Source organism: Streptomyces sp. NPDC088810, assembly GCF_044750305.1.
Lineage (GTDB): Bacteria > Actinomycetota > Actinomycetes > Streptomycetales > Streptomycetaceae > Streptomyces.
On record NZ_JBIVJQ010000010.1, the window covers coordinates 224,860 to 238,951 of the forward strand.

General features: G+C 71.8%; 15 protein-coding genes. 6 read left to right on the forward strand and 9 right to left on the reverse strand.

What is annotated here, in order from left to right:
* Positions 1-72: 72 nt before the first annotated feature.
* From ACIP4Y_RS28870 to ACIP4Y_RS28880, 3 genes are all read right to left on the reverse strand, one after another.
* Complete coding sequence (locus ACIP4Y_RS28870; protein WP_401398679.1) at positions 73-2,415, reverse strand: trypsin-like peptidase domain-containing protein; 2,343 nt, start codon at positions 2,413-2,415, stop codon at positions 73-75.
* Entirely contained in the window at positions 2,412-2,822 is a 411-nt protein-coding gene (locus ACIP4Y_RS28875; RefSeq protein ID WP_401398680.1) for a CU044_2847 family protein, read from the reverse strand. The genes ACIP4Y_RS28870 and ACIP4Y_RS28875 overlap by 4 nt, the downstream gene beginning before the upstream one ends.
* A gap of 147 nt (positions 2,823-2,969) precedes the next feature.
* On the reverse strand, positions 2,970-3,149 hold the full coding sequence (locus tag ACIP4Y_RS28880; protein ID WP_003992906.1) for a DUF6104 family protein: 180 nt from the start codon (positions 3,147-3,149) through the stop codon (positions 2,970-2,972).
* Positions 3,150-3,404: 255 nt separating this feature from the next.
* Between ACIP4Y_RS28880 and ACIP4Y_RS28885 the strand changes: the two genes are divergently transcribed.
* Entirely contained in the window at positions 3,405-4,352 is a 948-nt protein-coding gene (locus tag ACIP4Y_RS28885) for a DUF4097 family beta strand repeat-containing protein (RefSeq protein WP_401398681.1), read from the forward strand.
* A 1-nt stretch (position 4,353) separates the two neighbouring features.
* Positions 4,354-5,385: a PadR family transcriptional regulator gene (locus ACIP4Y_RS28890; RefSeq protein WP_401398682.1), complete on the forward strand. Its 1,032-nt coding sequence runs from the start codon at positions 4,354-4,356 to the stop codon at positions 5,383-5,385.
* A gap of 89 nt (positions 5,386-5,474) precedes the next feature.
* On the opposite strand, the gene ACIP4Y_RS28895 is transcribed toward ACIP4Y_RS28890, so the two are convergent.
* The 4 genes from ACIP4Y_RS28895 to ACIP4Y_RS28910 all read right to left on the reverse strand — a co-directional run bounded on the left by ACIP4Y_RS28895 (position 5,475) and on the right by ACIP4Y_RS28910 (position 8,793).
* The gene (locus tag ACIP4Y_RS28895) at positions 5,475-6,095 is read right to left on the reverse strand and encodes a Clp protease N-terminal domain-containing protein (protein ID WP_401398683.1); all 621 of its coding nucleotides are present in this window, start codon (positions 6,093-6,095) and stop codon (positions 5,475-5,477) included.
* Positions 6,095-6,304, reverse strand: coding sequence for a helix-turn-helix domain-containing protein (locus ACIP4Y_RS28900; protein WP_361477002.1), 210 nt, complete (start codon positions 6,302-6,304; stop codon positions 6,095-6,097). Before ACIP4Y_RS28900 ends, ACIP4Y_RS28895 begins: the two co-directional genes overlap by 1 nt.
* A 114-nt stretch (positions 6,305-6,418) precedes the next feature.
* Complete coding sequence (locus ACIP4Y_RS28905) at positions 6,419-7,384, reverse strand: zinc-binding dehydrogenase (RefSeq protein ID WP_358643970.1); 966 nt, start codon at positions 7,382-7,384, stop codon at positions 6,419-6,421.
* Between the two features lie 185 nt (positions 7,385-7,569).
* Positions 7,570-8,793, reverse strand: coding sequence for an NADP-dependent malic enzyme (locus ACIP4Y_RS28910; protein ID WP_401398684.1), 1,224 nt, complete (start codon positions 8,791-8,793; stop codon positions 7,570-7,572).
* A 564-nt stretch (positions 8,794-9,357) separates the two neighbouring features.
* Here ACIP4Y_RS28910 and ACIP4Y_RS28915 point away from each other — a divergent pair.
* From ACIP4Y_RS28915 to ACIP4Y_RS28925, 3 genes are read left to right on the forward strand one after another with little or no spacing between them, the layout of a single operon-like run.
* Complete coding sequence (locus tag ACIP4Y_RS28915) at positions 9,358-10,317, forward strand: ABC transporter substrate-binding protein (protein ID WP_401398685.1); 960 nt, start codon at positions 9,358-9,360, stop codon at positions 10,315-10,317.
* A 37-nt stretch (positions 10,318-10,354) separates the two neighbouring features.
* Positions 10,355-11,287 carry an amino acid ABC transporter permease gene (locus ACIP4Y_RS28920; RefSeq protein ID WP_358643976.1) on the forward strand — a complete coding sequence of 311 codons (933 nt, stop codon included), beginning with the start codon at positions 10,355-10,357 and terminating at the stop codon, positions 11,285-11,287.
* Positions 11,288-11,337: 50 nt separating this feature from the next.
* Positions 11,338-12,090: an amino acid ABC transporter ATP-binding protein gene (locus tag ACIP4Y_RS28925; RefSeq protein ID WP_358644066.1), complete on the forward strand. Its 753-nt coding sequence runs from the start codon at positions 11,338-11,340 to the stop codon at positions 12,088-12,090.
* A gap of 95 nt (positions 12,091-12,185) precedes the next feature.
* Here ACIP4Y_RS28925 and ACIP4Y_RS28930 read toward each other — a convergent pair whose 3' ends face one another.
* Positions 12,186-12,944 (reverse strand): class I SAM-dependent methyltransferase, encoded by a 759-nt coding sequence (locus tag ACIP4Y_RS28930; protein ID WP_401398686.1) that lies wholly within the window; start codon positions 12,942-12,944, stop codon positions 12,186-12,188.
* Positions 12,945-13,044: 100 nt separating this feature from the next.
* Between ACIP4Y_RS28930 and ACIP4Y_RS28935 the strand changes: the two genes are divergently transcribed.
* Positions 13,045-13,674: a CGNR zinc finger domain-containing protein gene (locus ACIP4Y_RS28935; RefSeq protein WP_401398687.1), complete on the forward strand. Its 630-nt coding sequence runs from the start codon at positions 13,045-13,047 to the stop codon at positions 13,672-13,674.
* Here the strand turns inward: ACIP4Y_RS28935 and sodX are convergent.
* A complete protein-coding gene (sodX, locus tag ACIP4Y_RS28940; protein WP_358644068.1) occupies positions 13,578-14,012 on the reverse strand; it encodes a nickel-type superoxide dismutase maturation protease in 435 nt (144 codons plus the stop codon). The two genes, ACIP4Y_RS28935 and sodX, sit on opposite strands and share 97 nt — an antisense overlap.
* Between the last annotated feature and the right edge of the window lie 80 nt (positions 14,013-14,092).

Genomic DNA, 14,092 nt, shown 5'->3' on the forward strand with positions numbered 1-14,092 from the left:
TCTCGCGAACACCCGTACGACTTAACAGAGTTGACGGAGCGTCCACCGGGAGCGGCGGGAGCGCCGGCGGGGTCAGCCGCCGGGCGCGGCCAGCGGCGGCGGCCGCATGCTCTCCGTCCCGTACGGCGACCGGTCCGGCGGGTCGAACAGCACGGCGATCTTGCCGCGCAGGCCCTGCGCCCGGGCGGTGTCCGGGTCGGCCAGGCGGATGCGCAGGTCGCGGACCGGGCCGTGCAGCCCGTCCGCGTGTCCGGCGAACCCCAGCACCGCCGCGGCCTGCCGATGGAAGTCCCCGCACTCGTCATGATCATGCCGGTCGCGGCGCCACAGCACCACGGAATGCCCGGAGCGCAGCGCGTCCCGCATCGCCGCGTAGCCCTCGCCGCTGCCGACGGGACCGCAGTAGACGGGCACGGACGCGTCGCCCATCGCCGACAGGGCGCCGTAGTACGGGTACTTGCCCCCGGCCACGGCCCCCGGCGGATGCCCCTCGGCGGCGGGCCGGCCGTGCAGCGTCGCGTGCGCCAGCGGGCCGCGCAGGACGCCCTTCCAGCGCCGGCGCCACTCCGGTGCGGGCGGCAGGCCGTTGCGCCGGACCTCCCGGATGACGACGGTCCGCCGCATCCCGAGGGGAAGGGCCCGCGCGTCCACGAAGTCGTCGTCCTCGTCGTCGCCGCCGGCCTCGGTGCCGGCCGGGCCGGGCAGCAACTGCCAGTCGTCGACCGGGAGATCGAACAGCTTGCGGGGGAGGAAGACCTCGATCGCGGCGAGCTGCTCCCCGTGGTCCCCCTGGCTGAGCGCCTGCGCCAGCGGCTCCCGCAGCACCTGTGCCAGCTCCTCGGCGGGCACGCCCCGGTCGTCGCCGTCGACCGGGGTGACGTCCCGCCCGTCGTAGATCAGCTGCACGCTCCAGGGATGCCGGCCGTACGCGGCCGGGCCGACCCTGACGAGGACGTCGGTGCGGGTGCCGGAGGAGGGCATGCCGACGGGCAGGGTCCGAGGGGTCGGCTCGGGGACGGTCAGGGTGAGGGCTTCTACGGGATCGGCGGGCGCGGGTACGACCTCTGCCGGGAGCGGCGTACCGACGTGCGCGAGGGGGCCGGCGACGGGCGGCGCTTCCCCCACGCCGCCCTCCGTCGAAGGGATCTGCGAGGCGGTGACGACCGCCCCGTTGGCGACCGGCACGCCGTGGGACACGCCACCGGGACCACCGGGCGGATCGGCCGGACCGTCGACCCCCTCGGCACCCTCCAGCAGCGCACGGATGGCCTCGCCGACGGCCCAGTGCCGGTGGCCGGCGGCCTGCCCGGCTATCCACGCGGTGAACTCCCGCAGCCGCGCCTCGTCCACCTCCCCGGCCCGCTCCCGGGCCCTGCGCGCCACCCGGGCCGCGTAGAGCAGTACGGCGTCCAGGTCGACCAGCGTGCCGCCGCCGCCCGGGTCCAGCGTGCGCAGGCCGTGCAGCAGGGCGGCGCCCTCGCGCCAGGTGCGGACGTTCCGCAGCACGAGCGAGGGCAGGCGTTCGCCGCGCACCTGCGCCTTCACGTCCTCCACGAGGTGGACGACCTCGCCGGCCCCGGCCGGCGGCGGCAGGTGGGCGAGATGGCCGTGGAGCCGGGTACGCAGCTCGGCGGTGATCCCGGAGGCGGCGGGCCCGTGACCGGGCAGGGCGGCCTGGAAGGCGGTCCAGTCCGGGTACGGCGAGGGGGTGTCGAGAAGGCGCGCGTGATGCAGGTCGTGCGCGCGCAGCACCTCTTGCACCGTGCGTGCCGCCTCGCGCACGTCCAGCAGCTCGTACAGCGCGGTGACCGGTACGGCCACGCCCTCCTCGCGCCGGCGCCCCTTGATCACGCCGATGACGGAGCCGTGCCGCAGATCGAGCACCGGGCCGCCGGACAGTCCGCCGATGGGCAGGCTCCCGGCGAGCAGCAGGGCGCGCGCGTCGGACCCGGCGAGTTCGCCGGTGCCGTGCCGGATGCCCAGCTCGCCGGTCTGCACCGACCAGCCGTAGAGCCCGAGCGGGGTGCGCGGGCCCGCCTCCCGGTCACCGAGCCACAGGCAGCGCACGTCGTCGGCGCCGGCCACCCGGACGAGCGCGAGGTCGGGGAAGGGCCAGGGGTCACGCGCCGGTTCCGCACCCTCGGGCCGGGGCGCGACGACGACGGCCGTGCCGGTGCCGCTGCGCGGCTCCCAGGCGCCTGCGGCGGTGCGCTCCTGCCAGGTCACGCTCAGGGCGCTGTTCCCTCGGCACACCGCGGCTCCCCCCTTCCCCACGACGTGGGCGCAGGTCAACAGCCAACCCGGGGCGATGAAGAACCCCGACCCCCAGTACGAGTCACGGTCCGTTGCATACCCGTCACCCGGTGCGCCGATGCGCGCGAGGGAGGGGCGCACCATCTCGTCGAAGGCGCTCATACGACGCCGGGGGCCGGGGACTGCGGCGGTACGAATCCGCCGCCCGGCGCCGCGGGATCCGCGCCGTCCGCCGCCGCGGCGGGTTCGGTCCAGGTCAGGGAGACGGTGAGCGAGGACGTGCCGCCGCCCTCGGCGATGGCGCTCACGATCTTGCCGGACTGCGCCGTCAGTTCGATTCCGAAGCTGACCGAGACCTCGACGGGGGCCGGTGTGTCCAGACCGGCGCGCAGGGAGCGCACGACGCCCCCGACCGTGCCGGCCAGTCCCCCCGCCATGTCGAGGACCCGGTCACCGAGCCCGGTGTCCCAGTAGCCGCCCCCGTCCAGCGCCTCCTCGTCGGCGGCACCGATCCTGGCCCAGACGACGGTTCCGTCGTCCAGTCGTACGCGTTCGACTCCTCCAGCCATGACGCCCCCGTTCGCCGATGGGAGGAGAAGGCTAACTCCCGGGCAGGGAGAGAGGGAGAGGAAAGGCAGGGAAGGGAGGGAAAGAGAGGGGTAGCGAAGATCAGCCGGGAGATACGGCCGACGACCGCCCCCGCGCTCCGCCCGCCCTCACTCGTCGTCCTCGTCGTCGAGCCGCGCGAGCCAGGTGGCCAGCCGCTCCACGGGCACCTCGAAGTCCGGGTTCAAGTCCACGAACGTCCGCAACTGCTCCGCGAGCCACTCGAAGGTGACCTCTTCCTCGCCACGCCGCTTCTCCAACTCCTCGATACCGCGGTCGGTGAAGTACATAGGGCCACGTCTCCTGAGCAAACATCCGGCAACCAACAACAACCACCAGCGTAAGCGCCGTGGGCGCGGGGGCAGCCCGCCGGCGCGGGTCAGCGCAACCCGCCCCCGCGCGCACCCCACCCGCGCCCGCGCACCAGGAGCAGCGCCCGCGCGCCCACCCCGAAGAGTCCCTTGACTTCCCCGAACCGCGATATATCGTGTTCACAGGAGGACGCGATATGGCGCGTCGTAACCGTGCCCGGCCAAGGAGGCCCCATGTCGGAGTGGTCCGTCACCGAACCCCGGAAGCTGACGTTCGACAGCCCCGTCCGCGACCTCGAGGTCCGCATCGTCAACGGCACGGTGAACGTGGTGGGCACGGACGACCCCACCCCCCGCCTGGAGGTCTCGGAACTCGAAGGCCCACCCCTGGTGGTCACCCAGACCGGCACCACCCTCACCGTGGCCTACGACGACCTGCCCTGGAAAGGCTTCCTCAAGTGGCTCGACCGCAAGGGCCGGCGCCGCAGCGCGGTCGTCTCCCTCGCCGTCCCCGCCGACACCCGCGTGGAGGTCGGCGTGGTCGGCGCCGCCGCGGTCGTCTCCGGCATCCGGGGCCCCGCCGTGATCAAGGGCGTCACGGGCGACACCACCCTGGTCGGCGTCTCGGGACCGGTCCGCGCGGACACCGTCTCGGGCAACCTGGAGGCCCAGGCGGTCACCGGCGACCTCCGCTTCCACTCGGTCTCGGGCGACCTCACCGTGGTCGAGGGCTCCGGAACCTCCGTGCGGGCCGAATCCGTCAGTGGCTCCATGATCGTCGACCTGGACCCGGACGGCCCCACGGACATCGGCCTGACCAGCGTCTCGGGCGAGATCGCCATCCGCCTGCCGCACCCGGCGGACGCCGAGGTGGAGGCGAACACCGCGAGCGGCACGGTCTCCAACGCCTTCGACGGACTGCGGGTGCACGGCCAGTGGGGCGCACACAAGATCACCGGCCGCCTCGGCGCGGGCACCGGCAAGCTGCGCGCCACCACGGTCTCCGGCTCGATCGCCCTGCTGCGCCGCCCGCCCCGGGACGACGAGGAGAACACCCCCTGGGAGACGGAGCCCCCGGAGACCGGAGACAATTCCGTCTCCGGCCAGGACGCCACCGCCACCGAGGCCCCCGGTACCAGCGGCGCCCCGGCCGACGGCACGACCGACAAGAAGGTGCTCTGACATGCCTCCCGTCTTCGCCCACGGGCGCCTCCGCCTGTACCTGCTCAAGCTGCTCGACGAGGCCCCGCGCCACGGCTACGAGGTGATCAGGCTCCTCGAGGAACGCTTCCAGGGCCTTTACGCCCCCTCGGCGGGCACGGTCTACCCCCGCCTGGCCAAGCTGGAGGCGGAGGGCCTGGTCCGGCACTCCACCGAGGGCGGCCGCAAGGTGTACGCGATCACGGACGCCGGCCGGGCCGAACTGGCCGACCGCAGCGGCGAGCTGGCCGACCTGGAGCTGGAGATCCGCGAGTCGGTCGCGGAGCTGGCCGCCGAGATGAGGGCCGACGTGCGCGGCGCGGCCGGCGACCTGCGCCGCGAGATGCGCGCCGCCGCCTCGGAGGCCCGCCGGGGCGCGAAGACGCCCGGGGGCGAGAACCCCTACGGGGAGTACGGCGAGCCGAGCGACAAGGAGGCCTGGAAGGCCGCCAAGGAGGAGATGCGCCGGGTCAAGCAGGAGTGGAAGGAGCAGGCACGGCGCGCCAAGGACGAGAGCCGCCGGGCCCGCGAGGAGGCCGAGCGGGCCCGCCGCCAGGCCCAGGAGGCGCAGGCGCGGGCGCGGGCCCAGGCACAGGAGGAGATCCAGCGCATCGCGCGCCGCGTCCAGGACCGCGTCCAGGACCACTTCACGCGCGGTGACTGGCCGACGGGCGTCCGCGAGGGCCTGACGGAACTGGCCAAGGAGTTCGGCGACTTCGGCAAGGACGTCGGCAGGGACTGGGTCTTCCCCCGCTCCACCGGGTCCACGCCCTCCCCGAAGCCGCACTACACCGCCCCGCCGGAGGACTTCCCCGTCGAGTACGAGCCCTCCTGGGCCCACGAGGACACCACCGGCGACCCGGCCCGCGACCTGGACCGCCTCCTGGACCGCTTCCGCGACGACATCCGCGACGCGGCCCGCGACCACGGAGTCACCCCCAGCCAACTCCACGAGGCCCGCGACCACCTCGCCACGGCAGCGGCCCGCATCGCAGCAATCCTCCACACCCACTGACCCCGAACCACCGGCCGGCAAACCGAGCCCTCCGGCGCGTCGCCCCCGAGCGCCTCGGGGGCCGGGGCGGAGCCCCCGGGGGGCAGGCCTCAGCCGACCGAGTCGGGTGGGCGGGTGGGCGAACCAGCCGAACCTACGGAGGGATCGGTGCGGGCCGGTGGGCAGACCCTCGTCACCCCCGCGAACGTCACACCGCTGTCGGCGAGCACCTCGCCCGCCACTCCCGGCAACACGGTGAGCGCCAGCAGCAGATGCTCATCCCCGACACACCGGTCCCGCCGGGCGAGAGCAACCCGCAACGCCCGCTCCAGCACCCCCTTCGCCCCCCGGCCGAACCCCGGCCGGCGCCGGACCCGGCCCCGCGACCGCGCACCCCTCCGGTCACCGGACATCGCCCCGACGCCGTGCACCTCCTCCACCCGCGCCACGATCTCCGACACATCGATCCCCAGCCCCGCCAGCGCATCCGCCTCGGCCCGGGTCAGCCCGGCCCGCCGCCGCGCCTCACGCAGGGCCCGCCGTACCGCCTCGCGTTCGTGCGGCTGCGCGAGCCCGAGGGCGGACAGGGCCAACGACCCCCGGCTGCCCTCCCGGTCGAGAAGCGCGAGCAGCAGATGCTCGGCGTCCACCGACTCCGACCCGCCCTCCTCCGCGTAGGCGTACGCCCCCTCGACCACCGCCCGGGCGTCCTTCGTCAACCGCTCGAACATCAACGCCTCCCGTACTTCTTGTGCACGGCCTGCCTGCTGACACCGAGCTCCGCGGCGATCTCCTGCCACGACCAGCCCTGATTGCGCGCACTGCGCACCTGTACCGCCTCCAGTTGCTCCAGCAGCCGGCGCAGCGCGGCCACGGCCCGCAGTCCGATCCGGGGATCCCGGTCACCGGCGCGCTCGGCGAGATCGGTTGCCTCACTCATGCTGTCAATGTAGGTTGACACTCCTCATCAGTCAACCCAAGTTGACAAGAAGGCCGCGCAAAAGGCGGGCCCGGCACCCGGACCCGCCTCTCAGCGCACCTTCCAGCCGAGGCCTCAGGAGTTGGTCAGCACGATCTTCCCGAACTGCTCCCCGGACGCGAGCCGCTCGAAGCCCTCGCGGGCCCGGTCCAGCGGCAGCTCCTCGTCGATGACGGGCCGTACCCCCGTCGCGGCGCAGAAGGCGAGCAGATCCTCCAGCTCGTCCTTGGTGCCCATGGTGGAGCCGACGACCTTCAGCTCCAGGAAGAAGATCCGGGTCAGCTCGGCGTGCGAGGGCCGGTCCCCGCTGGTGGCCCCGGAGATGACGAGCGTGCCCCCGGGCCGCAGGGACTTCACCGAGTGGGACCAGGTGGCCGCGCCCACGGTCTCGATGACGGCGTCCACCCGCTGCGGCAGCCGCGCCCCCGGCTCCACGGCCTCCACCGCGCCGAGCTCCAGGGCCCGCTTGCGCTTGGCCTCGTCCCGGCTGGTGGCGAAGACCCGCAGCCCGGCCGCCTTGCCGAGGACGATCGCGGCCGTGGCGACACCGCCGCCCGCGCCCTGCACGAGGACCGAGTCACCGGGCCGTACCCCGGCGTTGGTGAACAGCATCCGGTACGCCGTCAGCCACGCGGTCGGCAGACAGGCGGCCTCGGCGAAGGACAGCTCCTTCGGCTTGGGCAGGATGTTCCAGGTCGGCACGGCGACCTGTTCGGCGAAGGTGCCCTGGTAGCGCTCGGTCAGGATGGAGCGCGGCTCGTCGGGGCCGACGCCGTGGCCGGTCTGGCCGATGACGGAGTGCAGGACGACCTCGTTGCCGTCCGCGTCGACACCGGCGGCGTCGCAGCCGAGGATCATCGGCAGCCGGTCCTCCGGAAGGCCGACGCCCCGCAGGGACCAGAGGTCGTGGTGGTTGAGGGAAGCGGCCCGCACAGTGATGGTGCTCCAGCCGGGACGGGCCTCGGGAGCCGGACGCTCCCCCAACTCGAGGCCGCTGAGCGGCTGGTCGCGGTCGATTCGGGCGGCGTAGGCAGCGAACATGCTGCCGACGATAGGTGCGCGGTGCAGCCGACGGAACCAGGGCCCCCTGTGACACATGCCCTCTTGCGCAACGGCACCCTTGCGGCGCAGCAGTACGCCGGCGCCCTCCGCATCCCCCGAACGGGCGGGCGGGCAGGTAAAAGGGAATGGCCCCGCCCTGACGGACGGGGCCATTCGGCGCAACGTCAGCGACGGGCGACACCCTCGGCCCGAGCGGCGGCGGCGACCGCGGCGGTGACCGCGGGAGCGACGCGCTCGTCGAACGGCGAGGGGATCACGTAGTCGGCGGCGAGGTCGTCACCGACCACCGAGGCCAGTGCCTCGGCCGCGGCGATCTTCATCCCCTCGGTGATCCGCGTGGCCCGCACCTGGAGGGCGCCCGCGAAGATCCCGGGGAAGGCCAGCACGTTGTTGATCTGGTTGGGGAAGTCCGAGCGCCCGGTGGCGACGACCGCCGCGTACTTGTGCGCGACGTCCGGGTGCACCTCGGGGTTCGGGTTGGCCATCGCGAACACGAAGGCACCCTCGGCCATGGAGGCCACGGCCTCCTCGGCGACCGTACCGCCGGAGACGCCGATGAAGACGTCCGCGCCCGCGAGGGCGGCCTCCAGCGAGCCGGTGAGACCGGCCTTGTTGGTGAATCCGGCCAGCTCGCGCTTGACCGACGTCAGGTCCTCCCGGTCGGCCGACACGACGCCCTTGCGGTCCGCCACGGCCACGTCCCCGATGCCGGCCTCGACCAGCATCTTGGCGATGGCGACACCGGCCGCGCCGGCACCCGAGATGACGGCCCGCAGCTGCCCGATCTCGCGCCCGCTCAGCCGCGCCGCGTTCCTGAGCGCCGCGAGCGTCACGACGGCCGTACCGTGCTGGTCGTCGTGGAAGACCGGGATGTCCAGGCGCTCCTGGAGCCGGCGCTCGACCTCGAAGCACCGGGGCGCCGAGATGTCCTCGAGGTTCACTCCGCCGAAGGAGGGAGCGAGCCGGACGACGGTCTCGACGATGTCGTCCACCTCGGTGCAGTCGAGCGCGATCGGCACCGCGTCGACGCCGCCGAACTGCTTGAACAGGATGGCCTTGCCCTCCATCACGGGGAGGGAGGCCTGGGGACCGATGTCCCCGAGTCCGAGCACGGCCGTGCCGTCGGTGACGACGGCGACCACGTTGGACTTCCATGTGTAGTCGTTGACCAGCTCCGGCTGCTGAGCGATCGCGGTGCACACGCGAGCGACGCCGGGCGTGTACGCGAGGGAAAGGTCGTCCTTGTCACGGACCGGCACGGTGGCCTGCACGGCCATCTTGCCGCCGCGGTGCAGCGCGAACGCCGGATCGAAGGAATCGAGGGGCTCGGCCCCGCCGTCCTGGTCCGTACTGCTGTCGCTGCGAGGATTGACGATCTCCGCTGCCACTTTGTTTTACCCCTTAGGTATGCATGGTTTGAGGGTCGACCACTCCTGGTGAGGGGTGGGCGGGCACCGCGTACGGCTCGATTGCGGATACGTACGAGCACATACGCGACGGGCGCGCCGCACACGCGCCCTGAGCCCCGGATGAGGGGTGTAAAGAACCTTCATACCGGACGGACAGCACCCGCGACGAGTCCATTAGGTGCAAGGTCACATTCCGGAAGGGGCAGGCGACCCGCGGATGACGCGCGGCCGACGGGCCGCAAGGGCGCGAATGCGCCCAAGGCGGCCGTGGGGCCCGGCGAAGGGGTGACCACATCCTGAGACATGCCGAAGATTTTCCGGCCGGAGCGCTGGATTCCCGCAGATGTTCGGCGGTGGCGCACCGGGGATGTACCGACCTGATGTGGTTCGGGGGTCACCCGTTATCCGATTTTGACATAGCGACGCCCCTGAATGGCGTAGTCCGAATGGCAAGATGCCGTAAACCCACGAGGTCGCGACACCCGAAGGTGTGTGTTTCCGTCGACCCATCGGCAACTCTTCCCATCCGCCGGAGGAACCACGATGACCGCAAGCTCCACCCGTCGTACGACCGCAGCGCGCTCCCGTCTGGCCGCGGCCGGTGCGATCGCGGTCGCAGGGGCCCTGCTGCTCACCGGCTGCGGTGACCAGACGAAGGACACGAACCAGAACTCCGGCAGCGCGTCCACCAGCAACGCACCGCTCGCCGACAAGCTCCCGCAGGAGATCCGGAGCAAGGGCAAGATCAGGGTCGGCTCCGACATCGCGTACGCCCCGGTCGAGTACAAGGACTCCGCCGGCAAGGTCGTGGGTCTCGACCCCGACCTGGCGGCGGCCCTGGGCAAGCAGCTCGGCGTGACGTTCGACTTCCAGAACGGCACCTTCGACGCCCTGCTCACCGGTCTGCGCTCGGACCGCTACGACATCGCGATGTCGGCGATGACGGACAACAAGAACCGTCAGGAGGGCGTCGACCCGGACACCGGCAAGAAGGTCGGCGAGGGCGTCGACTTCGTCGACTACCTGACCGCCGGTGTCTCGATCTACACCCGCAAGGGCGACACCAAGGGCATCACCACCTGGGACGACCTGTGCGGCAAGAAGCTCGCCGTCCAGCGCGGCACCACCTCCGAGGACCTGGCCAAGCAGCAGGCCAAGAAGTGTCCGGCCGGCAAGAAGCTCGCCATCGAGGCCTTCGACGACAACCAGCAGGCCCAGACCCGCCTGCGGTCGGGCGGCGCGGACGCCGTGTCCGCCGACTTCCCGGTCGCCGCGTACGCGGTGAAGACCTCCGGCGGCGGCAAGGACTTCGAGGTCGTCGGCGACCAGGTCGAGGCGGCCCCGTACGGCATCGCGGTCTCCAAGAAGGAGACCCAGCTGCGCGACGCCCTGCAGGCCGCGATGAACGCGATCATCGAGAACGGCGAGTACAAGAAGATCCTCGAGAAGTGGGGCGCCCAGGACGGCGCCGTCAAGGAGTCCGTGATCAACGGCGGCAAGTGACCCGCGGCAATCGAGCGGCCACTGAGAGGCAATACCCGTGACTGACATCGACAAGACGGCGGGGCACCAGGACACGCCCCCGGCCGGCGCGGAGGCCATCAAGGCCATCCCGGTCCGGCACTACGGACGCTACGTCTCCGCCGTCATCGCGATCGCTCTCCTCTTTGCGATCGTCTACGCGTTCGGCCAGGGCAGGATCAACTGGCACGCGGTACCGGACTACTTCTTCGACGACCGGATCCTGACCGGTGTCGGCAAGACCCTGCTGCTGACCGTGCTCTCGATGGTGATCGGCATCGTCGGCGGCATCGTCCTGGCGGTGATGCGGCTGTCGAAGAACCCGGTGACCTCGTCGATCGCCTGGTTCTACATCTGGTTCTTCCGCGGCACCCCGGTCCTGGTCCAGCTGTTCCTCTGGTTCAACCTGGGCCTGGTCTTCGAGTACATCAACCTGATGCCGTTCTACAAGGACTACTGGTCGAACTTCATGACGCCGCTGCTGACGGCGTTGCTCGGCCTGGGTCTGAACGAGGCGGCGTACATGGCCGAGATCTGCCGGGCCGGTCTGCTCGCGGTGGACGAGGGCCAGACCGAGGCGGCCCACGCGCTCGGCATGAGCCACGGCAAGACGCTGCGCCGGGTGGTCATCCCGCAGGCGATGCGCGTGATCGTGCCGCCGACGGGCAACGAAGTGATCAACATGCTGAAGACGACCTCGCTCGTGGCGGCCGTCCAGTATCCCGAGCTGTTCCGTTACGCCCAGGACATCGGCCAGAACTCCGGCGCCCCGGTGGAGATGTACTTCCTCGCCGCGGCCTGGTACCTGATCATGACCTCCGTGCTGAGCGTGGGCCAGTACTACATCGAGCGGTACTACGCCCGCGGCTCCAGCCGCAGCCTCCCGCCGACCCCCTGGCAGAAGGTCAGGGCCCACCTGACGACCCTGTCGAGCAGGAAGGTCACGGCATGACCGACAAGCTGAGCAAGACGCAGGACAGCGCGCCCCAGACCACCGTCCCGATGGTCAAGGCGGAGGGCGTCCACAAGTCCTTCGGCCACGTCGAGGTGCTCAAGGGCATCGACCTGGAGGTGAAGCCGGGCGAGGTGTTCTGCCTCATCGGCCCCTCCGGCTCCGGCAAGTCGACCTTCCTGCGGTGCATCAACCACCTGGAGAAGATCAACGCCGGGCGGCTGTACGTCGACGGCGAGCTGGTCGGCTACCGCCAGCAGGGCGAGAAGCTGTACGAGCTGCGCGACCGCGAGGTCGCCATGAAGCGCCGCGACATCGGCATGGTCTTCCAGCGCTTCAACCTGTTCCCGCACATGACGTCCCTGGAGAACGTCATGGAGGCGCCGGTGCAGGTCAAGGGCGTGAGCCGGGCGCAGGCCCGAGAGCGGGCCCTGCAGCTGCTGGAGCGGGTGGGCCTGGCCGACCGGGCCGGGCACTACCCCTCCCAGCTCTCCGGTGGCCAGCAGCAGCGCGTGGCGATCGCCCGGGCCCTTGCGATGGAGCCGAAGCTGATGCTGTTCGACGAGCCGACCTCGGCCCTGGACCCGGAGCTGGTCGGTGACGTCCTGGACGTCATGCGGGACCTCGCCGAGTCCGGTATGACCATGGTCGTCGTCACGCACGAGATGGGCTTCGCCCGCGAGGTGGGCGACAGCCTGGTGTTCATGGACGACGGTGTGGTGGTGGAATCCGGCCACCCGCGGGACGTCCTGACGAACCCGCAGCACGAACGGACGCAGTCCTTCCTGTCGAAGGTCCTCTGACGCTCCGCACGGCGAAGGGCGGTACGGCTCCCCGTACCGCCCTTCGCCGTGTCACGCGCCGTCCGGACGAGGCCGTCCGTCTCGCCTCCGCGCCCCTACTTGAGGGCGAGCAGCAGCGTGTCGGAGGGCGAGCACCACACCGGCCTGGCCTCGGCGAACCCCTTCTCGCGCAGCACGCGCGCGTGCCAGGCGGCCGGCGGCGTGTCCCCGTCCGCGTGTTCGCCGTAGATCTCGAAGCGGCGGGCGGTCGGCTCGGCGAGGACCGGGTCCTGGGCCGCCAGCTGCCACCACTCGGCCCAGTCCAGGGCGCCGTCCCGCTTGGCCTGATCCATGCGGGCGCGGCGCTGGGCGCGTTCGGCCGCGTTGATCCGGGGCGTGGTGTCGTCGATCATGTGGTCCGCGTTCATGAAGACACCGCCGTCGCGGACCAGCCCCGCGACCTGACCGTAGAGGGCCGCGAGGGGTTCGCTGTGCAGCCAGTGGAGGGCCGTGGCGGTCAGGACGGCGTCGTAGGAGTCGTACGGCAGCTTCGCCGGCCAGTCGGGGTCCGTGAGGTCGGCGGTGACGAGGGTGACGCGGTCGTCGCCCGCGAAGGTGCCGTCCGCGATGGCGAGCAGCGCCGGGTCGAGGTCGACGCCCGTGCTGGTGGCCTCGGGGAAGCGGCGCAGCAGCCGGGCGGTGATGCTCCCGGTGCCGCAGGCGAGGTCGAGCACGCGCGGGGTGGTGCCCACGAGCGCCTCGACCATGTCGAGCATGATCCGGAAGCGTTCCTCGCGGTCCGGCATGTACCACTCCTGCTGCCGGTCCCAGCTCTCCTGCCACGCTGCCCAGTCGGTTCCGGCGGTTGTGGTCATGGAACAACGACTCCCCTCGGTTCGCGTAATACCCTGGAAGCACGACCGGCTGTTACCCGACCGCAGACACGACGATAATGCGCCTCCGTAAGGACTACAAGTGGAACTGGCCTATTACTCGGATTACGCCGTCCGTCTCGTCAACAGCGAGGAGCCGGCCCGGGGCAAGGACATCCTGACCACGGTCGAGGCCGTCCGCGACCTGTTCGGCGACAACGCGTCGGCGGCCCGGCGCGCCACCGACGCCGACGTCACGCGGTTCCGCTCGGTCCGGGCGCGGCTGCGCGGGGTTTTCGAGGCCGCCGACAAGGGCGACGAGACCCTCGCCGTGGACCTGCTGAACTCGCTCCTGCTGGAGTTCCCGGTCAGCCCGCAGATCTCCGGGCACGACCACCGCGACGAGGACGGCCGCCCGCTGTGGCACATGCACCTGGCCGACCACCCGTCCAACGCCACCGCCGGCTACGCGGCGATCGCGGCGATGGGCCTGGCCTTCCACCTCACCGAGTACGGCGTGGACCGCCTCGGCCTGTGCCAGGCACCCCCGTGCCGCAACGTCTACCTGGACACCTCCACCAACCGCTCCCGGCGCTACTGCTCGGACCGCTGCGCGACCCGCGCCAACGTGGCCGCCTACCGGGCCCGCAAACGCCTGGAGGCCGACCGGTCCGGCAACAGCGGCCTCGCCGCCGAGAGCGCCCAGCGCACCAGCGCGAGCGGCGAGCGCTGACCGGCCTTGACCGGCCTGAACCGGAACCACGCCTTCCCAAGGATCAGCTCCTCGGGCACGACCCCGTAGTCCGTGCTGTCCCCGCCGGCGTACGGGTTGTCCCCCAGCACCCACCAGCCGCCCTCGCGCCGCTCCACGGCCCGCTTGACCACCAGCAGGTCCTGCTGGAACGGATGACGCAGGACCACGACGTCCCCGGGCCTGACCACACCCCCGTACCGCACCAGCAACTGATCGCCGTGGTGCAGGGTGGGCACCATCGACGGACCGGTCACCTCGGCCAGCCCGAAGGGCGCCACGGCCCTTCCCCGCTCGGTGTCCTGCGACAGCTCCGGCATCCCCGGCACCTCCCCGGTCCGTTCCTCCACCAGTCTCAGTCTCACCCTGGACTTTTGTCCTAAGCCCTAGGGGGCACCCG